The organism is Mycobacterium sp., assembly GCF_029961025.1.
In the GTDB taxonomy this organism is placed as follows: domain Bacteria; phylum Actinomycetota; class Actinomycetes; order Mycobacteriales; family Mycobacteriaceae; genus Mycobacterium.
In genome coordinates, this window is record NZ_JASBVP010000009.1 from 1 (window position 1) to 21,028 (window position 21,028).

Below are 21,028 nucleotides of genomic sequence, written 5' to 3' on the forward strand. Positions count from 1 at the left end.
CTAGATCGGGCGGGACGGCCATGCGCACATCGTGCCCGCGGCCCGCCAGTTGACGGCCGATAGCGACGCACGGCTCGATATCGCCACGTGTCCCATTGCTTGCCAGCACAAATCTCACCGCAGATCCTGGCCTTTCACATCCGGTGCGTGCTACGGGATGAAACCTGCAACCGCGTCTTCCCAGCGTTAGCTGTCACGGCCTTCCACATCATCGCAAACTATCGCGCGTGCCGGTCGCACAGTCGTCTCACATAGCACGGCCCCGAGTCACCCGGGAAGCGGTTTCCGACGAAATGAATGCACAGGGGTGGGCTGCGGCTGACAATTATCCGAAGTCATGTAGGGTGGCCCGCTGTGGCGGCTCTCAACGATGCCGAGCTGACACCGGTCCAACAAAAGACACCGCGCGCGAAACGAGCGATCTTGATACCTGTCGAACCGACCACGCTAGGCGGCGTGAACAGGCGCGTCCCGCCATTGCTGGCCTCTCGCCCGTTTATTGCCGCAGTTGGCAGCATTGTCGGCATGCAGCTGATGGCCGGCATCGACGGAACCATCGCGCTTCTTGCGCTTCCCAAAATCCAGAGTGAGCTGAGTCTTTCCGATGCGTGGCGCAGCTGGGTGGTCACCGCGTACGTGCTGACCTTCGGCGGCCTGGTGCTTTTGGGCGGTCGGCTCGGTGACACCATCGGCCGTAAGCGCGCCTTCATCGGCGGCGTCGCGCTGTTTACTTTCGCCTCCCTCATGTCCGGCATCGCCTGGGACGGAGCGGTCCTCGTGGCGGCCCGGCTGTTGCAGGGCGCCGCCGCCGCGATTATCTCCCCGACCTCTTTCGCCCTGGTGGCAACGACGTTCCCGAAGGGCCCGTTGCGCAACGCCGCAATGGCGGTGTTCGGCGCAATCGGCAGTGTCGGCGCAGTGCTGAGCCTGGTGGTGAGCGGGGCGCTCACCGAGATGTCGTGGCGGCTTGTGTTTCTGGTGAACGTGCCGATCGGGCTACTGGTGATCCACGTGGCCCGCAGGGCGCTAGAGGAGACACAGAAAGAGCGAATGAAGCTGGACGCCGTCGGGGCGGGTCTGGCCACGTTAGCCTGTACCACGGCGGTGTTCGGCATTGCGATGGGACCGGAGAAAGGCTGGCTGTCGGCCACCACGGTCGCGTCCGGTGCGGTGGCGCTGTGCGCCTTCGTGGCATTCGTCGTGGTGGAACGCACCGCCGAGAACCCCATCGTGCCGTTCGATGTGCTCTTCGACCGTAACCGGCTGGCTACGTTCGCGACGTTATTCCTGGCCGGTGGGGTGATGTTCACTTTGACCGTGCTAGTTGCCCTGTACGTTCAAGACATCTTGGGCTATAGCGCTCTGCGCGCGGGTGTCGATTTCATCCCGTTCGCCATCGCGGCGGCTACCGGAGCAGGCGTGGCGTCACGGCTGGTGATGTGGTTCCCGCCGCGGGTGCTGGTGATCGTGGGCGGCATCTTGGTGCTGGGCGCGCTACTGTACAGTTCGACAACGCTCAACCACGGTATCCCCTACTTCCCGAATCTGGTGATCCCGCTGGTGGTCGCCGGTATCGGTATCGGCCTGGTCAACGTTCCGCTCACCCTCTCGGTGATCGCCGATGTCGGGTTGAACCGCATCGGGCCCACATCGGCGATCGCGCTCATTCTCTCCAGCCTCGGCGGACCGGTGGTGCTGGCCGTCATCCAGGCCGTCATCACCTCGCGCACGCTGCACCTGGGCGGCATTAGCGCACCGGTGAAGTTGATGAACCCCGCCCAATTGCACGCGTTGGACCACGGCTTCACCTACGGGCTACGCTGGCTGGCTGGCGTAGTTGTTTTGGCTGGTGGTGTTGCGCTGCTCATTGGCTACACCGCAGAGCAGGTGGCACGCGCGCAGCAAGTCAAGAGAGCCCTCGGGGCCGGGGAACTATAGCTGCGCCGAGTCGAGACGTAGCCACTGAGGAGTCCGAGCGGCGATAAGTGCCGCACCGAATCGCCACCAGGCGCGCCGGCAGACCCCTCACCGCGCTTGTGTTGCAACCGTCCCGTTGCGACGTTCACTGGAATCCGCCGATGCCGCGCCGGGGTCAGTTTTCACCTGCCGTCGACAGTCGATATCGGCCTGGCGCACCCAAAGCCGTACCGATTCCACCCCGTAGCCCAGTTGACGAGCGACCCGCGCCACCGTGCCGTGCTCAGTCCCCAACTCGGCTCGCAGCGTGCGCACCATCCGCACCGCGGCCGCTTTCTGCTCCGGGCTGTAGCGGCGAGCGCTCGGGCTTGCCGGCGACTTTTTGTTCGACATGACTCCATCCTCGTTTCCAAGGTCTGGAGCCTCCAGCTTTTCCAGGGCGATTCACCAGCCGGAGCGGTGCAAGCAACGCCACAGGTTGGGATTTCCGCTCGCAGACGTAGATTGCTTGGACGGCGTCAAAGAGCGTGTGCTCCCGGCCGGCTTAATACACGTGAATTGTGATGGTCTGCACGGCATTTACCCCGTATCCCTGTCTGTTCCATTCAGGTCGCTGGGGCTGTGTGCGGCCGGCGTGGTCGACGGCGCGGGCCCGCACCGTCGTGGCTCCCGGCTGATCGACCCGGATGGGCAACTCCCAGCGCCGCCATCGGTCCGACGCCGGACGACCCAGGAGACGTGCTTGCTGCCAAGGCCGCTCGCCTACGCTGACCCAAACTTGCGCGATCGGCGCCACACCGGACCAAGCCAGGCCGGTGATCGTCACATTGCCGCGGGCGAACCGCTGTTCGTCGACGGGTTGTGCGATTATCGCGCGCACCTGTTGCCGCTGGACGGGTTCGCTGACGATCTGCCCGCCCCGCAGCCATTCATAACGGTATTGTCGGGTCTGGAAGTGACCGGTGAAGCTGTGGTCGATGACGTCGATCTCGGTCAACCATTTCACCGAGGCCATTCCGTACCATCCGGGAACCACCAGGCGCAGCGGATAGCCGTGCCGGGGGGACAACGGCGCACCATTCATCGCATAGGCCAACAGGGCGCCGCTCTCGGCGATGTCATCGAGGCTCAGACTGCGCTCGAAGAAAACGTTTTGGGCAGACCCGTCGACTTGTCCGCAGTCAGCGCCGCGAAACACCACCTCGCGCCCGCCGACTTTCGGGCCGACCTGATCCAGGATGTCGATCAGTGGAACACCGGTCCACGCGGCGGTGCCCGCGGCGCCAAGCCCCCACTGCGGACCCGACACCGGCGGGGCCAATGCGGAACGGTTGTTTCCGGCGCACTCCAGCGTCACGACCCGGGTGTGCGCTCGCAGTGCATACAGCTGCTGCAGGCTGTAGGTCCGGCGGCGCAGCACATGGCCGGTGACGGTGAGCCGCCAGCGAGCCGCATCCAAAGCGGGGATGAGGAAGTGATTACGAACGTAGAAGTGATGGACCGGAGTTAGGTTCGCCTCGACCAGGGCGGGCAGCGGCGTTTCGGCGTTAAGCGGATGGCTGGTGTGGACGAGCAAACCCGCGCCGGCCGCCTGGTGGTAGGTCTGCTCCCAATCCAGGGGAGGGTTGGTCGGCTCGGCGGTCATAGCGCCGGAACCGGGCCAGGAACCTGCAGGGCCGCCCGCGCGTCATGGCTGCCCGACAGGTCGGAAACGTCGGCGAAGCCCGTGGTCGTCAACCACCTCGCCGCGATCACCGAGCGGCGGCCTTCGGCGGAGTACACGGTGACCGAGCGGATCAGTCCAATTCCTCGGCCGGTGGCACCAGCCGGGCCGATGGGAGATGTACGGCGCACGGGATCACGCTGTCGGCGGGTTCGCCGGGTTTGCACACGTCGGTCAGCACCAATTCGGATGTGGCGACCTAGCGTAGCTTCAGCGCCCCGGCCGTGAGCCGCATACCTGGCTCGATCTCCGCGGCATGCTCGATGATCGCGCCCAGCGGGTTGTCGAGGCAACCCACTAGGTCGTCGTCCCCGGTCAGGCCGTGTTGGGGCGTGACGTCCAATTGCCGGCGCGGTGGACATCCAAGAGCGATACGCTGCTCGGCGCCGCCCTACGCCGCCGACACATTCGGCGAATCGGCCCTCGAGGCTGATGTTTGCCGAGCCGCGCAAGTGGCCGAGTGCAATGTCCGAGGGCTCGCGGGTATCGAGCGCGACCACGCCTGCAGCTCGCCGCGCGGTCGAGTCGACAAACGACCTCGGGGCGGAGAGGTTGCCCCAAGTAAGGGACCGCGCTGGCGGTTGCGTTGCGAAGCGAATGAGAAGCGTCACCTCACCGGGTTCGAGCCGCTGACCGTCGTGGAGGGGAGCGATCGGGTCATCGGTTACGGAGCCCCCCACATAGCAGGTCACCGCACCGGCCGCGGTGAGTTCGAAATGGCCGGACAGAAAGTCGGCGTGGCAGCGGGCATCGATCACCCGCTCGACGCGTAGCCCAAATTCCTCGGTGTCTTGCCGGTAGACGGCCATGCCACAGTGGGGGTAGACCATGAGGGCACGGCCCGAGATCCCGTCGCCGACCAGATAGGACAGCTGAGACGGCGAATCCAAGACACGTCGCCGGTAGATCACCTCGCAGCTCCTTCCGTGGCAACCGGGTGCGTTGCAGCCTAGGTGAGGACGGCGACGATCGCCAGCAATTTGGCAGCAGTTACCATTCTGGCAATTATGGTTGCTAAAGCCATCTATTGACTTTAACCGCCTAGAGACTTACACGGAGGCGGATCAACTCGGTGACAAGGACACAGCGAGGGGTCGGCGTGCGACTCGCGGACTGGACTGAAGCAACCGAGTTACGTCCCGGGTCGCAGAGCTATGCGAGATAGACGGCTATCGCGTCAGGCCATCCCTTATTTACCCCTTATTTACTCTGTCTTTATTTTGTCGCCATGACCAAGAGCCGACGGACTTTCGCAAAGCGCGCCGTATCTTCATCCTTACGTCAGGTGACAGCGCCCCGCATGCGTTGTGCCCCACAAAGACCTGGACCGAAGAAAGACGCCATGAGTTGGGTAATTTCTCAGGCTCTATCTCTGTGGTTAAGTTAGAACCACCTTCATCGTGGTCGCCGGGGCTGTAGATTCTTGGCCGTAGTTCTGCAGGAGGTTGTCCATGGCAAGCGCCGACCCTCATGGGCTTGAGGTGCTTCCACCGGGATTACAGGATGCGTCTGGAATCATCGCCGGACACGGCGCGCGGGTGGTCTCGGCGGCGGGGAGCTTGAGTGGGTCGGCGGAGCTGTCCGGTGCTGCGGCGGCCGCGGTGCACGGCGCGTTTGACGGGTTTTGCGCGGCGTTTGCCCAGCGGCTGTCCTTGGCGTCGACCGCGCTGCTGGGCGCGGCCGGCTCGTTTACCGCGATGGAGCACACCAGCACCCAGATGCTGGCCTCTGTCGCGCCGGTGGGGGACGCGCCGGTCAGGCAGGTATAGCCGTGGCCGCGGTGGGGGGCCGATGACGCGTTCACGGATCGAGGCATTTGACCAGACCGCCCAGGTGTTGGCTGATCTTGCCACTCGGTTACGGTCCGGCACGCAAGTGCTGCAGCAGGCCAGCGACGCCTACCTCGCGCAAATGCGCGCACCCGGCGGAACCGAGTGGAAGGGGCAGACCGCCGCGTCCTACTAGCGAGCGCCAACAACGATCACTTCTTGTCGGTGTCTCCGTTGATTGCTCATGCCAACGAACTGGCCGAAACCGCTGAGGGCGGCTCGGAGTATCTGCTGGGTGCCCGCGAGTCTGCGCTGGAGGCGATCACGAAAGCCGAATTGGATAACTTCACCGTGGGTGAGGATCTCTCGGTCAGCGACAACTCCGCGGCGAAGTCACCGGCCGAGCGGGCGGCCCGCCAGGCCGCCGCGGTGGCGCACCGCAACTACATCGCGCACTGGGCGGCACGGCTAGAGGCCGCCAACACCAGCATCGCCGCCCAACTTAACGCTGGGGCCGCGGAGATCACGGCCATGACGCCCGCGCATTGGCGCCAGCCGTTCGCGGCAGCCACCCAGGGCGCTTCCGGAAACACCGCCGCCGACACCAAAGCACACCAGAAAGGCAAGGTCGAGGCCGTCGACCGCGCCTTCAAGCGAGATGGCACCTCGGAGCCGAAACCAGCTGAACCAGCTGAAAATGATAGCGCCGCAAGCGCCGCCCGCCAGTACGACCAGTCTGGTCAGCGGGCCGCTGATCAGGCGCTTGTCAATCAGGCCGAAAAAGAGGGCCGCACAGCATATTTGCCCTCCATGGAGGACGAGCCCGGATACATGACGCGTGAGCAAGCGGATGCGGCGGGGCGACTGCGCGACTACAAGACCATCACCGACCCCGCTAGCAGTGCTGCCCGCCATGGCGATCGGCGCCTGGCCGGTGAGCGCCTGGAGGACTACAACACATCGCGATTCGTCGGACCCTTACCCACCGACCCCGTTTTCGGTGGTGACGCCCGAGACCTGGCGCAGGCCAGGCTGCGCCTGCAGCACGATTTGGAAAACGGCAATCCGTCTTGGCACCCGCAACCGATGACACCCGACGAGGCAACCCGGCTCGTCGACAGCATGCAGGCGAACGACCGGGCCAATATCCTGGGCAAACTGCAACAAGGGCTGATAGATGGCGGCGTCTCCCCCGGGGCAGCGGCCAAGATCACCGACGCCATCGCTCATGGCGCAAGCCCGCAACAGATCATCCAGGGCGCGGCGGACGCCAGCTCGGTTTTAGCCGGCGGCAAGGAAGGATTCAAAGGCCTCGCCGAGTCGTTACCCACCGGCAGACACTGGCAAGGCTTCGCACCCGACGCGCCTTTTTCCGCCGAGGACATCGAAGCACTCAAAAAGATCGGTGGTCGCCTCGGCGCGGCCGGCAATGCTATCGACATCGGCGTAGGCCTGTACGAGATTGCGCACGGCGCCGACGCGGGTGAGGAAATCGCGAAGGGCGCAGGCGGTTGGGCGGGGGCATGGGCAGGCGGGCAGGCTGTCGGAGCATTAGGTTTGGCGGTCGGCGGACCCCCAGGGGCATTCGTTGGCGCGCTCATCGGTGGCACGGCGGGCGCATTCCGCGGCGAATGGGGCGCTGACAAGATATACAAATGGCTGACGGAGTAGCACAATGCGTCATCTCAATACGGTAAATATTCTTTTTATAGTGACTGGAGCTTTTGGTTTGCTCCTCACGGTGCTGGCTTCGCCGAAGAATCGTCGCGCGGGGCGGCGCGTATACTGGGCTGGTTGCCTCATCGCCACGATATCCGCGTTTTTCATCGCCTACCCACCCGACTGGAAGACAGGGATCTTACTGTCGCTATTTGTCAGTGGCATGACAGTTTTCACCGCCTACGCTTATACCCCGCACATCAAGATCCGGGGCAAGATTTACGCATTTTCTGTTGAAGACAGCCAACCTGATCCGTCCCCGGACGGGGTTTCGCCGCCTCGCGGCGGCAACCGTGATTACGACCCGGCACCGGACGCTTACGCAGGACTGGGGCTGGCCACCGCTAAGAAATTTTGGTGGCTGTTGGTTTTCATCATGGCGATGTGTGCTTTAGGTGTTGCTGAATACTTTCACTTCAGGGCGAGCCCGTGGAGTCTGGCCTCGGCGGTGGGCATCATCGTGCTCTTGGCTTTTGGTTTCGGCTATGCTACTGACGCGAGTTGGGGGTATCCGATTGCCCGCGGTCAATACCTTCAGTTCGTGATCATCTCGGTCGTCACGTTCGGTGTGTTCACCGTTTTCTACCTCGGCGGATATTATGCAGGTAAACGCTGGCCGTGGCGCAATAAACGGTCCCTAGAATATCGCGTGCACCCTCGCCATCAGAAAAGATGGCCCTAGGTTAGGGGTCACGTTCCTCACCGACCCCACGGGCAGCGCTGCCCGCCACGGCGATCGGCGCCTGGCCGGTGAGCGCTGGGACGACCACAACAAATCGAGGGTCGTCGGGCCGACCCGCGGGTTTCCGACCTACCCGTCGGCTCGCACAGAGGCCTAAATGTCGTGCCCGGCTGTGACGATGACGGTATGTCGTTGCCCGCTCCGTCTGCCGCGGCGGTGAGCCCTGCCGGGCGTGTGGAGGTGTTGTTCGAGGAATTGGCGGAGTTGGCCGGTCAGCGCAATGCGATTGACGGGCGCATCGTGCAGATCGTCGCCGAGCTGGACCGCGACGAGCTGTGGGGTGCGACGGGGGCACGATCGGTTCCGGCGTTGGTGGCCTGGAAGCTCGGGTGTCCTCGGCCAATGCCCACACGATCGCCACCGTGGCACATCGGCTGGAGCAGTTTCCCCGCTGCGCGGCGGGCCTGGCCGAGGGCCGGCTGTCGCTGGATCAGGGGGTGTGATCGCGGCGCGGGCGGGCAAGGGATCCGACGCGCATTACGCTGCGCCGGCGCGGGTCACCACCGTCACCTAGCTGCGCACCGCGGTCAAGCTGGAACCGCAACCCAGTTCCGACCCTCAGCCGCAACCGAAGCCGTGCATCACCAAGACCTCCACCGAGCAGTTCAGCTGTTGGCGGATAAGGCTTTCCCACCCAGAGGCGGCGATGTTTGACGCGGCGCCGGCGTCGCATCGGGAGGCGCTGATCGCCGGATGGAAGCGGGATCACGGCAATGCCGAGCGCACATCGAAGAATTGTCCCCCGTTGCCTGGCAGTAACGAGGCGTTTCTGCGCCTGGTCGAGGTCGGATGGGACGCTGAGGCGGCTCGGCGCCCACACGGCCAGCACGCCACGGTGGTGGTGCACGTCGACGCCCGCCAGCGCGCCGCGGAGCTGCATGCCGGTCCGTTGCTGAGCGACGCTCAACGCCGATACCTGACCTGTGATGCCAGCTGTGAAGTCTGGTTCGAACGCGACGGCGAGGTCATCGGCGCCGGCCGGGCGACTCGGGTGATCAACCGGCGGCTGCGCCGCGCGCTCGAGCACCGCCATCCCACGTGCGCGGTGCCCGGCTGTGGGGCCACCCGCGGTTTGCACGCGCGCCACATCCGGCACTGGGAAGACGGCGGTCTGACCGAGTTATTCAACCTCGGAACGGTGTCGGCGTCGGCTGCCCTTGTCGATCAGAAAGTTTCGCCGTGGCCGTCAACTACCGCGGCATCGAGTGTGAATCCTTGGCTTTGAGGGTGCGTGTAGGGCGGGGATCCGGCCGGAATCCCGCCACAGGTTCACTCTCGACGCCAAGGATTCACACTCGGTGCCAGCGGGTAGATTCCGGACTTGTCACCAACCTGGTGTCTGTGAGGCGGTAACCCCCGGCACACGGCCGCCGCAAGGGCGACGCGACGTTGTGGCGGCGCCAGGCTGCGCCGGAACCGGTCGAAGCGCACGCGGAGGGCCCGTGGACGCGGCGTCGGCCGTTGAAGTCGCTACCCAGGTGTGGTGGCAAACGGCGGCAGCAGACCCTCGAACATGGGGAAATGGCGCACATTGAGGGTGGCCAACTCGAGTCCCTTAACGTCGGCGGTCGCTGCGATAAGGTAGTCGCCGAGGCCGATCCTGTTGTGGCTGCTGCGATATCGGCGCATCATGTCGCCCGCGCGACGAGCAATGATCTCGGTGACCGGCTCAAAACGAAACGATGTCAACAACCGCCATACCTCGCGACGCTCGGCTGATCGCATTCCACCGATCAGCTCGGTGACCGACACCACGCTAATCGCGAGAGGTCCGCGTTTTCGGGCGCCGGTGAGCCAGTCTCGGGCGGCATCGACGCCGCGCAGATGCGCGATCAACACGTCGGAATCGACCAGAATCACGATGAGCGGTGCCAGATGCGCGCCAGGTGGTCCTCGCGACCGCTCCGGCCGCGCACCGGCACCTCGATGTCAGCTAGCGCGCCGAACGAGTCGTCGATTGCTTGAAGGTCCGACGCGAGGCTCTCGTCGGTATTCGCAAGAACGCGATTCAGCAGTTGGCGGATCAGTTCGGCACGTGACACGCCCTCTTGTGTTGCCAGCCGGTCGAGGGTCGCCGTCTGCTCCTCATCGAGGTAGATGTTCGTGCGTTTCATACATCACATCATACATCACAGCGAGGTTTTCGGCTCGTGCACTCGCACGTGCCCCCATCCGGCTCCCGCCCGCTGTGCCGCCCTGCCCCGGGCCCACCGGCGAACGCGACCACTGGTGGTGGTATCAACCCTTCCAACCCCACCCGCCACCCGCACCCAACTAGGCTGCACAGCCGTAATCCGGGCTAGCGCTGCCCCTCACCGGCCAGGGCTAATCAAGCCCGGTAACCGTCCCCCGGTGCCGGCATGCTCTCCGGCCGAGTGCAATTGTGGCGCTATCCGGTGATCGGGCCGAACACCGCCCGGCTGACCCACCGGCGGAAATACGCGCCGGAGATAATGACCGCATGCCGACACCAACCGGAATCGGTGCGTTCGCTCAACTCCCGATTGCCGCGCTCCTGCCCGCCGTCGTGCCGACCGCCGTCAAGATCCACCCCGTCCGGGTCGGTGGAGGCTGATCGGTGCCGGTCCGGATCCGCCCCGCACGTGCCTCCTCCGAAAGCCGCGCACCCAACGACGGTCGGCGGCAAGACAATCGGCTGGCGATCACGGATCACGCGGTGTTTACGCAGCACCGCGCGATCGGCCGGCAGGTGGTCATCCAGGTGGTATGGGTCTATGAGCACGCCATCGACCTCGACGGGGTGCGGCGCTTTAACCACAACCTCGGCAAAGGGTTGTTGGGCCGGCGCGTGGAGCGCTCCCCGCTGCCGTTTGCCCGGCTGCGGTGGGTTTCAGATCCCGTCCCGACGGACATCGAGGTCGCCGAACGCGCCCGTCCACGCGCCGAGCTCAGCGATTGGGCGGATGAACACTCCCAGCGGCCGGTTGACGCGGAATTCGGGCCCGGCTGGCGTATCGCCGTCCTTCCGCTGACGGACGGCTCGAACGCGGTCAGCCTGGTGATCTCCCACTACCTCATCGATGGCTTCGGGTCTGCGCTCACCATCGCCGAGGCGGTCCTGGAGAACTCGAGTGATCTCGGCTACCCGCCGCCCCGGTCACGGACCCCGTTGCGCGCGGTGCTGCAGGATGCCCGACAAACCGCGCGGGACGCACCCGAGGTTGCCCGGGCGCTGGTGGCGGCGACAAAGCTGGCGCGGCGCCTGCGCCGTGACGGTGCCCGACCGTCAGCGTCACGGCCCGGGGCCGTCGGTGGAGCCGACGGCGATGTCACCGTCATCGTGCCGGTGATCACGATGCACATCGACGCGCATGCCTGGGATGCGCGTGCGAAGGCCCTCGGCGGAACGAGCGACACCCTGGTCGCCGGGCTGGCCGCAAAACTCGGCCAGCACATGGGGCGCCGACGGGCCGGTGACGGTGCCGTCACCCTGCAACTGCCCATGAGCGAGCGGACCGCGGCCGATACCCGCGCGATCGCGGTGTCGTATGCGCGCGTCAGCGTCGACCCGACGCGGGTCACAACGGATCTGCGCGAGGCGCGGACCGCAATCCGGCAGGCGCTGACCGCTTTGCGGGAATCACCTGACGACGATGAGCGGCAGCTGGCTTGGCTGGCCCCGTTCACACCGAAGCGGACGTTGAGACGGCTGGCCGATGCGGCGCTCACCGACCCCGATCGCCCGGTGTTTTGCTCCAATCTGCGTGACCTCGGCCCACTGGTGTACGCCCTCGCCACCACCGAGGCCGAGTCCGCTACCGTCAGCGCCCACCTCAATACCCTGCATCTGATCCGGGTGATCGGGCAACGGGTGACACGCGGATGGCTGGAGCAGGCGGGGCATCTGACCGTGCAATCGTGGCGCATCGGCGACAAGGTTGGCGTCACCGTCGAGGCCTATCAGCCGGGCGGCGAGAACACCAAGCCCGCGTTGCGTGAGCTGGCCGCGCGCACGCTGACCGAGTTCGGCCTGACCGGCGACGTCGAGTAACCGATTCTGCGCCCCCTACCTCCCCGCCACACCCCCGCGCATAGCCTGTCCGGGGCCTGTGGGCTCCGATCGAGCCAGAAGCCCCATCCGGTACGTCTACGCGCGCGATGCGCGTTACAATCCCACTCCACTGAGGGGCAAGGAGCTAACTGAGCACCGCTATGGTTTACTCATCAAGATCGGGTTGCGCTTCCCGGGGCGACGCTCGCTTGAGATGACCGCCGAGACTAGCCTCGGGCTGGCTCGCGACGGCCATCGCATTCGAGATGCCGCTCTCTGGCGTATTACGGCCGATCACTAGTTACCTGCTTGAGCAGTTGGCGTGGCGCCGGGTGTGAAAACGGGTTAAGGGGATTCGCAATTTTGACGATTTTGAGGCGGGTATGGATTCCACTGGTCATACTGGTGGTCATCATCAGTGGAGGGTTCACCGTGACGCGGCTACACAGTGTATTCGGCTCTGAGAAACGCCCCTCATATGCCGACACCAAAATGAACGACACTAAACCCTTCAATGCAAAGCGCCTGACTTATGAGGTCTTCGGCCCACCGGGAACCGTGGCCACTATCAGTTATTTCGATGTCAACGCTAACCCGCAGCATATCGACGGTGCACGTTTGCCGTGGTCGCTGGAGTTCGCAACCACCGAGGCGACGGCCGTGGGAAGTGTGGTGGCCCAAGGCAATAGCGACAGCATCGGCTGCCGCATCCTGGTGGACGGTGAAGTCAAAGCCGAACGGATATCACACGAAGTCAACGCCTTCACCTATTGCCTGTTGAAGGCCGCATGATCCCCAAACACCTGGCCAGCGAGCACGCCGCGCCGTCATTCGCAGCGCGGATGATTCACCGCCTTTCGCTGCCCATCATCCTGGCGTGGCTGGCAATCGCCGTCCTCGTCGCTACCGCCGTCCCGCCGCTGGAGCAAGTCGAAAAAGAGCGTTCGGTCTCGCTGGAGCCCGCCGATGCGCCGGCGTTCAAAGCGATGAAACGGATGGGCGCCGACTTCAAGGAGTCCAATTCCCAGACGGTGGCCATGATCGTCCTGGAAGGCCAGCAACCCCTGGGTGATGAGGCCCACCGCTACTATGACCGCTTGATTCGTCAGTTACAAGACGACACGAAGCATGTGCGCCACATTCACAATTTCTGGGGAGATCCGCTCACCGCCGACGCTGCGCAAAGTGCCGATGGCAAAGCCGTGTACGTTCAACTGGACCTCGCCGGTGATCAGGGTCAGGCCTTAGCGAACGAATCGGTGGAAGCCCTCCGGGCCGTTGTGGCGCGAATACCTCCGCCGCCGGGAGTCAAGACGTATGTCACCGGTCCAGCACCGATCGCCGCCGATATCGGACGCAGCGGCGACCGGACGGTCGCCACGATCACGGCGGTGAGCATCGCAGTCATCTTTACCATGCTGCTGCTCGTCTACCGCTCGGTTGTCACGGTGATCATTTTGCTGCTGATGGTCGGGGTGGAATTGCAGGTCGCGCGGGGAGTCATCGCCTTCCTCGGGCATCACCAGATCATCGGCCTTACCACTTTTGTCGTCAATCTGCTGGTGTCGCTGGGGATCGCGGCCGGGACGGATTACGGGATCTTCTTCTTCGGGCGATATCAAGAGGCGCGCCAGGCCGGCGAGGATCGGGTCACGGCGTTTTACACCGCCTATCGCGGAGTCGCGCCGGTGGTCCTGGCCTCCGGTCTGACGATAGCCGGAGCGCTTTTCTGCTTGAGCTTTACCCGGCTACCGGCTTTCCAGGCCCTCGGCGTCCCGTGTTCGCTGGGCATGCTCATCGCGGTCGCGGTGGCGCTGACACTGGTACCCGCGGTTATTGTCGTGGGCAGCCGCTTTGGGCTATTCGAGCCTAAACGCACGGTCAGGGCTCGCCGATGGCGACGGGTAGGCACGGCGATTGTGCGCTGGCCCGCCCCCATTCTCATCACGACATTAGCGGCGGCGCTGATCGGACTGCTGGCGCTGCCGGGATTCAAGCCCAACTTCAACGACCAGAAATATATACCCCAGGACATCCCCGGTAACTTGGGGTATGCGGCCGCGCAACGGCATTTTCCCGAGTCACGGATGATGACACCCGAAATCCTGTTGATCGAGGCCGATCACGACCTGCGCAATCCGGCGGATTTCTTGATATTGAATAAACTCGCGAAAGGCATCTTCGCGGTCCCGGGAATCTCAAGTGTTCAGGCCATCACTCGGCCCACCGGAGCCCCAATCGCTCACACGTCGATACCATTCATGTTGAGCATGGCGCAGGCGAGCCAGATACAAAATTCAACGTATCAAAAAGAACGCATGAAGGATCTGCTCAAACAGGCCGACGAGCTGGCACAAACAATCACCTTGATGCAGCGGATGTATGGCCTGATGCAGGAGCTCACCAACACGACTCATCATATGGTCGGCAAAACGCATGAGATGCTGACGATCACCGAAGAGCTGAGAGACCACGTTTCGGATTTCGAGGATTTCTGGAGACCGATCCGCAGTTACTTCTACTGGGAGAAGCACTGCTATGACATTCCGATCTGTTGGTCGCTGAGGTCCATCTTCGACTCCATTGACGGTGTTGACTTGCTGACCGACAAGCTCCAGGAGCTGATCAAAGATCTCGATCAGATCGACGTGCTCATGCCACAGATCCTCGCTCAGTTCCCACCAATGATCGCGACCATGCAGAGCACCCGGACCATGCTGCTGACCATGCACAGCACGATGTCCGGGATTCTTAGCCAGATGGATGAAATGAGCGACAACGCGACGGCCATGGGGAAGGCGTTTGACACCGCAAAAAACGATGACTCCTTCTACCTGCCGCCGGACGTCTTCAAAAACAAAGACTTCAAACGGGTCATGAAAGTGTTCTTGTCGCCCGACGGAAAGGCCGCCCGTCTGCTCATTACCCAACGCGGCGACCCCGCGACGATCGAGGGTGTCTCACGGGTTGCCGCGATAAAAACCGCTGCCGAGGAGGCGCTCAAGGGAACGCCGCTCGAAGGCGCCAAGATCTACCTCACCGGAACCGCGGCGATGGTGAAAGACATCGTGGATGGCTCCAAATACGACCTTTTGATCGCGGCGGTCGCAGCGCTGTGCCTGATTTTCATCATCATGCTGCTCATAACGCGTAGCTTTGTCGCCGCCCTGGTCATCGTGGGCACGGTGGCGCTGTCGCTGGGCGCGTCCTTTGGACTGTCCGTGCTGGTCTGGCAATATCTCCTCGGCATCCAAATCCATTGGGTGGTTTTGGCGATGTCGGTGATCGTCCTTTTGGCGGTGGGATCGGATTACAACCTGTTGCTGGTCTCCCGGATGAAAGAGGAGATAGCGGCCGGGATCAACACCGGCATCATCCGGGCCATGGGCGGCACCGGCAAAGTCGTGACCAACGCGGGTCTGGTGTTCGCGTTCACCATGATGTCCATGGTGGTTAGCGACCTGCGCATTATCGGTCAGATCGGCACCACGATCGGGCTCGGTCTGCTGTTCGACACCCTGGTTGTACGGGCGTTCATGACGCCGTCGACCGCGGCGCTGCTGGGGCGCTGGTTCTGGTGGCCGCAGCAGGTACGCCCCCGTCCCGCCAGCACGCTGCTGCGACCGGTTGCCCCCCGCCCGGTGGTGCGCTCGCTATTGCTCAGCCAGCAGTCGGTCAACGGCGGAAATCCGGTTCCAAACACAAATCCGCAAACCCGCGACGACAGCACCGATCGCCTTTATGTCGGACATCCGCACGTTGGGCATCCGCCGCATGAGCACTGAGCGCCCCCACTCGTCGTTTGTAGCGCGGGCCATCCGCCGCTCATCGCTGCTCATAATTCTGGGTTGGGTGGCACTTACTCTGGTCGTGACTCTGGCTGTTCCATCGCTGGAACAAGTTGGGCAAGAACATTCCTCCTCAATGAGCCCCAAAGACGCACCCTCGGTGCAGGCCATGGTGCGCATGGGCAAGGACTTCAAAGAATCCGACTCCGACAGTTTCGCGATGGTTGTGCTGGAGGGGCAACAACCCCTCGGGGACGACGCTCACCGCTACTACGCCAACTTGGTCCGAAAGTTCCGAGATGATCCGGCGCACGTGGAGCACGTGCAGGATTTGTGGGGAGACCGGCTCACGGCGGCGGGCGCGCAGAGTCCCGACGGCAAGGCCGCATATGTGCAATTGAATCTGGCCGGCAACCAGGGCACGACCCTGGGTGAAGAATCCGTGGCGGCAATCCGCAATATCGTCAAGCGAATGCCACCGCCTTCCGGAGTGAAGGTTTACGTCACCGGGCCGGCCCCGATGGTCACGGATATGCACCACAGCGGTGACAAATCCATGCTGAAGATCACCGCGGTCACCGTCGCGATGATCTTCACCATGCTGCTCCTTGTCTACCGTTCGGTCATCACCGTGGTTCTGCTGTTGCTCATGGTCGGGATCGCATTAGGGATGGCGCGCGGACTTGTCGCGTTTCTCGGTAACGAGAACGTTTTTGTTTTATCGACATTCGCGGTTAACCTCCTGGTGTCCCTGGGGATCGCGGCCGGAACCGATTACGCGATATTTTTATTCGGCCGATATCACGAGGCGCGTCAGGCCGGCGAAGATCCCGAGACCGCCTACTACACCATGTACCGCGGGGTGGCTCCCGTCGTGCTGGCCTCCGGTTTGACCATCGCGGGAGCGATCTTCTGCCTGAGCTTCACCCGGATGCCCTACTTCCAGACCATGGGTATCCCATGTGCCTTGGGCCTGATCGTTGTCGTGGCCGTCACGCTCACGCTGATACCGGCGGTTATTGCCCTTGGGAGCCGCTTCGGGCTCTTCGACCCCAAACGCATGATGAAAGTCCGCGGCTGGCGCCGGGCCGGCACGGCGATCGTCCGCTGGCCGATGCCCATCCTGGGTGGCGCCGTTGCGATCGCGTTGATCGGCCTGCTGACACTGCCGGGCTACCAGACTAGCTACAACGACCGCCTCTACATCCCTAAAGACATTCCAGCCAATTTAGGCTATACCGCCGCCGATCGCCATTTCTCCCAGGCTCGAATGATGCCGGAAATTCTCATGATAGAGGCCGATCATGATTTGCGCAATCCGGCGGATTTTCTCGTGCTCAACAAGCTCGCCAAAGGCATTTTCCAGATTCCCGGAATTTCTCGAGTGCAGGCCATAACCCGTCCGGAAGGGACGCCAATCGATCACACCTCGATACCGTTTCTGCTCAGCATGCAAAGCGCCGGTATGGTCCAAAACATGAAGTACATGAAAGAGCGCACGAACGATATGCTGAAGCAAGCCGACGAGCTGACGAAAATGATTAATCTGATGCAGCATCAGTACACTTTGATGCAGCAGCTTAATGCGCTGACCCATGACTCGATTCAAAAAACAAAGCAGATGACCGCGATCATGGACGAGTTACGGGATCACGTCGCCGATTTCGAAGATTTCTGGAGACCGATTCGCAGTTACTTTTACTGGGAAAAGCACTGCTATGATATCCCTATCTGCTGGTCGCTGCGATCCATATTCGATATGCTGGACGGTGTTGATGAGCTTACCGATAAGATGCATGAGCTCATCGTAGATCTCGATAAAATGGATGTGCTTTTACCGCAGGTCCTGAGCTTGATACCGCCCATGATCGCCACGATGAAGGACATGCGAACCATGACGCTGACCATGCACAGCACCATGGCCGGAACGTTAAATGAGATGGACGAGATGACCAGCAACGCCACGGCCATGGGACAAGCGTTCGACGCCGCCCGCAACGACGATTCATTCTACCTGCCACCGGAGGTTTTCCAGAATAAAGACTTTCGCCGTGCGATGAATTCGTTCCTCTCCCCGGACGGCAAAGCCGCGCGGTTCATTATTTCGCAACGGGGCGATCCGGCAACGCCCGAAGGAATTAAACGTATCGACCAGATCAGAACGGCGGCCGAAGAGGCGCTCAAGGGGACACCGCTGGCGAACGCGCGGATCTATATCGCGGGCACCGCAGCCACCTATAGGGACTGGGCGGTCGGGTCCAAATACGACCTCCTGATCGCCGGAGTGGGTTCGCTGTCCCTGATTTTCATCATCATGCTGATCATCACGAGAAGTTTTGTCGCCGCGCTGGTTATTGTGGGCACGGTGGCGTTTTCTTTGGGTGCGTCGTTCGGGTTGTCGGTGCTGATCTGGCAGTACGTTCTGGGCATCAAATTGCATTGGATGGTGATGCCGATGTCGGTGATCATCCTGTTGGCGGTGGGTTCGGACTACAATTTGTTGCTGGTCTCCCGGATGAAAGAGGAGATAGCCGCGGGCATTAAAACGGGTATCATCCGGGCAATGGGCGGCACCGGCAAAGTGGTGACGAATGCGGGACTGGTGTTTGCGTTCACGATGATGTCCATGGCGGTCAGCGATCTGCGCATTATCGCCCAGGCGGGTACCACGATCGGCCTCGGATTGCTGTTCGACACCTTGGTTGTGCGGTCGTTTATGACGCCGTCCGTCGCCGCACTACTCGGGCGGTGGTTCTGGTGGCCGCAGAAAATCCGCCCGCGCCCGGCCAGCCACATGCTGCGATCGTATGGGCCGCGTCCGTTGGTCCGCTCCTTGCTGCTCAACGAACAATGCCCCGTCGAGGCGGCCACCGCGCCGCTGCCAAGGCAGCAGGTGTAAAAAGTTGCGGTTACCGCGGCCACGGTCGGCGGTGATCGGCGGAGTTCACGCCGGGCGGGTACAGTCGAAACGGTCGGCCGGAAGGGGAGCACACACATGATCAAACTGTCGTTGGCCAAGATGGCGCTGGCGGTTGGCGGGCTGGGATTGACGGCGTTGACCGCCGGGACCGGGGTCGCCGCGGCGGATCCGGATCTGGGCCCGATCGTCAACACCACGTGCACGTACTCGCAGGCGATGGCGGCGCTGAACGCGCAAAACCCGGAAGCCGCCGCACAATTCAACGCGTCACCGACATCGCAAGCTTTTTTGCGCCAGTTCCTGGCCGCGCCCCCGAGTCGGCGCCTGCAGATGGCCCAACAGGTTGAGAACACGCCCGCGGCTCAGCAGTACTTCGGAATCATCCAGCAGGTCTTCAACACCTGCAACAACTACTGAGCACTGGCCGACCGGCCCGGCGGTGCCGGTGACGCCGTGGCAAACCTACAGCGTGTCCAGGCGGGTGAACCGACCGCTGCGGTACTGCTCGACACAGGCCGAGCGTCTGACCTTGCCGCTGGTGGTGGTGGGAATCGAACCGGGCGGCACCGGAACCAGATCCGCCACGCTTAGGCCATGCGATGCCGAGATCGCCGAGGTGACTTCACTTTTGATGAGATCGAGCTTGTGCATCGCCTCCTCGGGGGAATCGCCGCGCTTTTTCAGTTCGACGATCGCGACCAGCTTCTCGGTGCCGTTTTCCGGAACCGAGATCGCCACGCAGCGGCCCCGGGTGATCTCCTGGATCGTTGCCTCGATGTCGTCGGGAGAGTGGTTGCGCCCGTAGACGATCAACAGATCCTTGATCCGGCCGACGATGAACAGCTCGTCCTCGGACACAAAACCCAAATCACCGGTTCGCAGCCACGGCCCTTCGGGTGTGCCCTCCGACGGATTGACCAGCGTGGTGCGGAATGTCTGTTCGGTCTCGTGCGGTTTCCCCCAATACCCCAGTGCCACATTGTCGCCGTGTACCCAAATCTCGCCGGTTCTCCCGGCCGGGCATTCGGTCCTGGTCTCCGGGTCGACGATGCGCACCGCCGGTGACCGCGGCATCCCGTAGCTGATCAGCGCGGTCCCGCCGGCGCGACAACGCTTGGCGTGGCCGGCGGCCAGCTTATCGGATTCGAAGTGCACGATTTCCGGCGACCGACCCGCCGGCGAGGCGGCCACGAAAACCGTTGCTTCGGCCAGGCCATACGAGGGCCGCAGCACCGTGTCGCGCAGGTTGAACTGGGCGAACCGCTCGGTGAAGCGCTTCAGGGTCGCGGGCTGCACCCGCTCGCTGCCGTTCAGGATGCCCAACACGGCTCCGAGATCACGCCCGGCCATGTCGTCGTCCGACGTTCGGCGGGCCGCCAACTCGAACGCGAAGTTCGGTCCCGCCGAAAAAGCGCGGCCATTGTCTGCCATCAGGTGCATCCACCGGGCCGGCCGCTGCAGAAATGCGACCGGACTCGTCAGCACGCTGCGATATCCACCCAGTATCGGCGCGATGATGCCCAGAAATAAACCCATGTCGTGATAGAACGGCAGCCACGACACAACGGCGCCGTCGGGTGGAGCGACATTTCCGTAATCCGCAAAATAGTTGGCCATCAACTGCCGATAATTGGCCAGCAGGTTATGGTAGGAAATCGCCACCCCTTTGGGCTGGCGGGTCGACCCCGACGTGTATTGCAGGTACGCCGTGTCCGGGCGATCCCCGGGCGTGACACCGGAACCGGTTGCCGGGTCCGAGCCCAACACATCGACCGTGACCACTGCGGCCGCCGAGCCGTCCGGGCGCGGTGTCGCGTACGGCTCAACGCTGTCGATGGCCGCCGATGTCGTGAGAATGACGGCGGGCGACGTGTCGCTAAACACCGAACTAATCCGCTCGTCGTGGGCGCCCCCCACCGGAACCGGCAGCGGAACCGCGATAACCCCGGCCTGCAACGCGCCCAGAAATGCGGTGATGTAATCCTGACTCTGCGGGGCCAAGATCAGCGCCCGATCCCCGGTCGCGCAATAACGCCGAATTTCGTGGGCGACGCGTAACGCCCGCCGATGCACCTGCGACCAGGTCAGGGTCTGGCCGGTACCGTCCCAATCCTGGTCGTAATCGACAAAGGTGAATGCCGCGTCATTGGGCTGCAGACTGGCGCGCTCTTGCAGCACGGCCGGAATCGACGACTCGAGCACCCGCATAACGTTACCGTGGCCTTCCCGGGGCGGTCGCCGCCGTATCCCGCGGCCCGAGGCCCCCGGCACGCCGGTTACCCGGGAGCCCGGCCCGGCCGCGGAGGCGGCCGGACCCCGCCACGCCGGGGCAGCCGTGTACACCGGCCATCCGGGCTTGGTTAAATGTCACGACCAGGTAACGTCCGACCGCTATTTTGCACATATGTTTAATATTTGCGATATTTTTCGCGTTTGCC

At 63.2% G+C, this 21,028-nt stretch carries 17 protein-coding genes and 3 pseudogenes; 12 read left to right on the plus strand and 8 right to left on the minus strand.

Going from position 1 to position 21,028, the window contains the following annotated elements; genetic code table 11:
• On the minus strand, positions 1-118 hold a 118-nt coding region (locus tag QJR12_RS12240; RefSeq protein ID WP_300582693.1), incomplete at its 3' end, for a glycosyltransferase.
• A 407-nt stretch (positions 119-525) separates the two neighbouring features.
• Here QJR12_RS12240 and QJR12_RS12245 point away from each other — a divergent pair.
• Positions 526-1,938, plus strand: a complete 1,413-nt coding sequence (locus QJR12_RS12245; protein WP_366526308.1) for an MFS transporter — start codon at positions 526-528, stop codon at positions 1,936-1,938.
• A 177-nt stretch (positions 1,939-2,115) separates the two neighbouring features.
• Here the strand turns inward: QJR12_RS12245 and QJR12_RS12250 are convergent.
• The 4 genes and pseudogenes from QJR12_RS12250 to QJR12_RS12265 all read right to left on the minus strand — a co-directional run.
• Positions 2,116-2,310, minus strand: a pseudogene (locus tag QJR12_RS12250) (transposase); the annotation flags it as partial.
• Positions 2,311-2,461: 151 nt separating this feature from the next.
• A complete protein-coding gene (locus tag QJR12_RS12255; protein WP_300582537.1) occupies positions 2,462-3,562 on the minus strand; it encodes a sulfite oxidase in 1,101 nt (366 codons plus the stop codon).
• A complete protein-coding gene (locus QJR12_RS12260) occupies positions 3,559-3,771 on the minus strand; it encodes a hypothetical protein (protein WP_300582539.1) in 213 nt (70 codons plus the stop codon). Before QJR12_RS12260 ends, QJR12_RS12255 begins: the two co-directional genes overlap by 4 nt.
• Before the next feature lie 68 nt (positions 3,772-3,839).
• Positions 3,840-3,983 (minus strand): hypothetical protein, encoded by a 144-nt coding sequence (locus QJR12_RS12265; RefSeq protein ID WP_300582542.1) that lies wholly within the window; start codon positions 3,981-3,983, stop codon positions 3,840-3,842.
• A gap of 1,108 nt (positions 3,984-5,091) precedes the next feature.
• Between QJR12_RS12265 and QJR12_RS12270 the strand changes: the two genes are divergently transcribed.
• The 5 genes and pseudogenes from QJR12_RS12270 to QJR12_RS12290 all read left to right on the plus strand — a co-directional run.
• Positions 5,092-5,409: a hypothetical protein gene (locus tag QJR12_RS12270; RefSeq protein WP_300582544.1), complete on the plus strand. Its 318-nt coding sequence runs from the start codon at positions 5,092-5,094 to the stop codon at positions 5,407-5,409.
• Between the two features lie 22 nt (positions 5,410-5,431).
• On the plus strand, positions 5,432-5,605 hold the full coding sequence (locus QJR12_RS12275) for a hypothetical protein (protein ID WP_300582547.1): 174 nt from the start codon (positions 5,432-5,434) through the stop codon (positions 5,603-5,605).
• A gap of 140 nt (positions 5,606-5,745) precedes the next feature.
• On the plus strand, positions 5,746-7,080 hold the full coding sequence (locus tag QJR12_RS12280) for a hypothetical protein (RefSeq protein ID WP_300582549.1): 1,335 nt from the start codon (positions 5,746-5,748) through the stop codon (positions 7,078-7,080).
• A gap of 4 nt (positions 7,081-7,084) precedes the next feature.
• Positions 7,085-7,810 carry a hypothetical protein gene (locus tag QJR12_RS12285; RefSeq protein WP_300582551.1) on the plus strand — a complete coding sequence of 242 codons (726 nt, stop codon included), beginning with the start codon at positions 7,085-7,087 and terminating at the stop codon, positions 7,808-7,810.
• Positions 7,811-7,996: 186 nt separating this feature from the next.
• Positions 7,997-9,002 (plus strand): annotated as a pseudogene (locus tag QJR12_RS12290) (HNH endonuclease signature motif containing protein); the annotation flags it as partial.
• A gap of 338 nt (positions 9,003-9,340) precedes the next feature.
• Here the strand turns inward: QJR12_RS12290 and QJR12_RS12295 are convergent.
• A complete protein-coding gene (locus QJR12_RS12295) occupies positions 9,341-9,730 on the minus strand; it encodes a type II toxin-antitoxin system VapC family toxin (protein WP_300582553.1) in 390 nt (129 codons plus the stop codon).
• On the minus strand, positions 9,727-9,984 hold the full coding sequence (locus tag QJR12_RS12300; protein WP_300582556.1) for a CopG family transcriptional regulator: 258 nt from the start codon (positions 9,982-9,984) through the stop codon (positions 9,727-9,729). The genes QJR12_RS12295 and QJR12_RS12300 overlap by 4 nt, the downstream gene beginning before the upstream one ends.
• Positions 9,985-10,013: 29 nt before the next feature.
• Between QJR12_RS12300 and QJR12_RS12305 the strand changes: the two are divergent.
• The 6 genes and pseudogenes from QJR12_RS12305 to QJR12_RS12330 all read left to right on the plus strand — a co-directional run.
• Positions 10,014-10,148: pseudogene (locus QJR12_RS12305) on the plus strand (hypothetical protein); the annotation flags it as partial.
• Between the two features lie 300 nt (positions 10,149-10,448).
• Positions 10,449-11,882 (plus strand): hypothetical protein, encoded by a 1,434-nt coding sequence (locus tag QJR12_RS12310; protein WP_366526307.1) that lies wholly within the window; start codon positions 10,449-10,451, stop codon positions 11,880-11,882.
• A 369-nt stretch (positions 11,883-12,251) separates the two neighbouring features.
• Positions 12,252-12,674 carry an MmpS family protein gene (locus QJR12_RS12315; RefSeq protein ID WP_300582698.1) on the plus strand — a complete coding sequence of 141 codons (423 nt, stop codon included), beginning with the start codon at positions 12,252-12,254 and terminating at the stop codon, positions 12,672-12,674.
• A complete protein-coding gene (locus tag QJR12_RS12320) occupies positions 12,671-15,667 on the plus strand; it encodes an RND family transporter (RefSeq protein ID WP_300582559.1) in 2,997 nt (998 codons plus the stop codon). Before QJR12_RS12315 ends, QJR12_RS12320 begins: the two co-directional genes overlap by 4 nt.
• Complete coding sequence (locus QJR12_RS12325; protein WP_300582562.1) at positions 15,657-18,569, plus strand: MMPL family transporter; 2,913 nt, start codon at positions 15,657-15,659, stop codon at positions 18,567-18,569. Before QJR12_RS12320 ends, QJR12_RS12325 begins: the two co-directional genes overlap by 11 nt.
• A gap of 96 nt (positions 18,570-18,665) precedes the next feature.
• On the plus strand, positions 18,666-19,007 hold the full coding sequence (locus QJR12_RS12330) for a hemophore-related protein (RefSeq protein ID WP_300582565.1): 342 nt from the start codon (positions 18,666-18,668) through the stop codon (positions 19,005-19,007).
• A gap of 45 nt (positions 19,008-19,052) precedes the next feature.
• Here QJR12_RS12330 and QJR12_RS12335 read toward each other — a convergent pair whose 3' ends face one another.
• Positions 19,053-20,792: an AMP-binding protein gene (locus tag QJR12_RS12335; protein WP_300582701.1), complete on the minus strand. Its 1,740-nt coding sequence runs from the start codon at positions 20,790-20,792 to the stop codon at positions 19,053-19,055.
• Positions 20,793-21,028 lie beyond the last annotated feature (236 nt).

Bases quoted from the DNA above. Each gene is read 5' to 3' on its own strand.
- QJR12_RS12255 (WP_300582537.1), bottom strand. From the start codon at position 3,562: ATGACCGCCGAGCCGACCAACCCTCCCCTGGATTGGGAGCAGACCTAC.
- QJR12_RS12330 (WP_300582565.1), top strand. From the start codon at position 18,666: ATGATCAAACTGTCGTTGGCCAAGATGGCGCTGGCGGTTGGCGGGCTG.
- QJR12_RS12275 (WP_300582547.1), top strand. From the start codon at position 5,432: ATGACGCGTTCACGGATCGAGGCATTTGACCAGACCGCCCAGGTGTTG.
- QJR12_RS12325 (WP_300582562.1), top strand. From the start codon at position 15,657: ATGAGCACTGAGCGCCCCCACTCGTCGTTTGTAGCGCGGGCCATCCGC.
- QJR12_RS12245 (WP_366526308.1), top strand. From the start codon at position 526: ATGCAGCTGATGGCCGGCATCGACGGAACCATCGCGCTTCTTGCGCTT.
- QJR12_RS12285 (WP_300582551.1), top strand. From the start codon at position 7,085: ATGCGTCATCTCAATACGGTAAATATTCTTTTTATAGTGACTGGAGCT.
- QJR12_RS12270 (WP_300582544.1), top strand. From the start codon at position 5,092: ATGGCAAGCGCCGACCCTCATGGGCTTGAGGTGCTTCCACCGGGATTA.
- QJR12_RS12300 (WP_300582556.1), bottom strand. From the start codon at position 9,984: ATGAAACGCACGAACATCTACCTCGATGAGGAGCAGACGGCGACCCTC.
- QJR12_RS12320 (WP_300582559.1), top strand. From the start codon at position 12,671: ATGATCCCCAAACACCTGGCCAGCGAGCACGCCGCGCCGTCATTCGCA.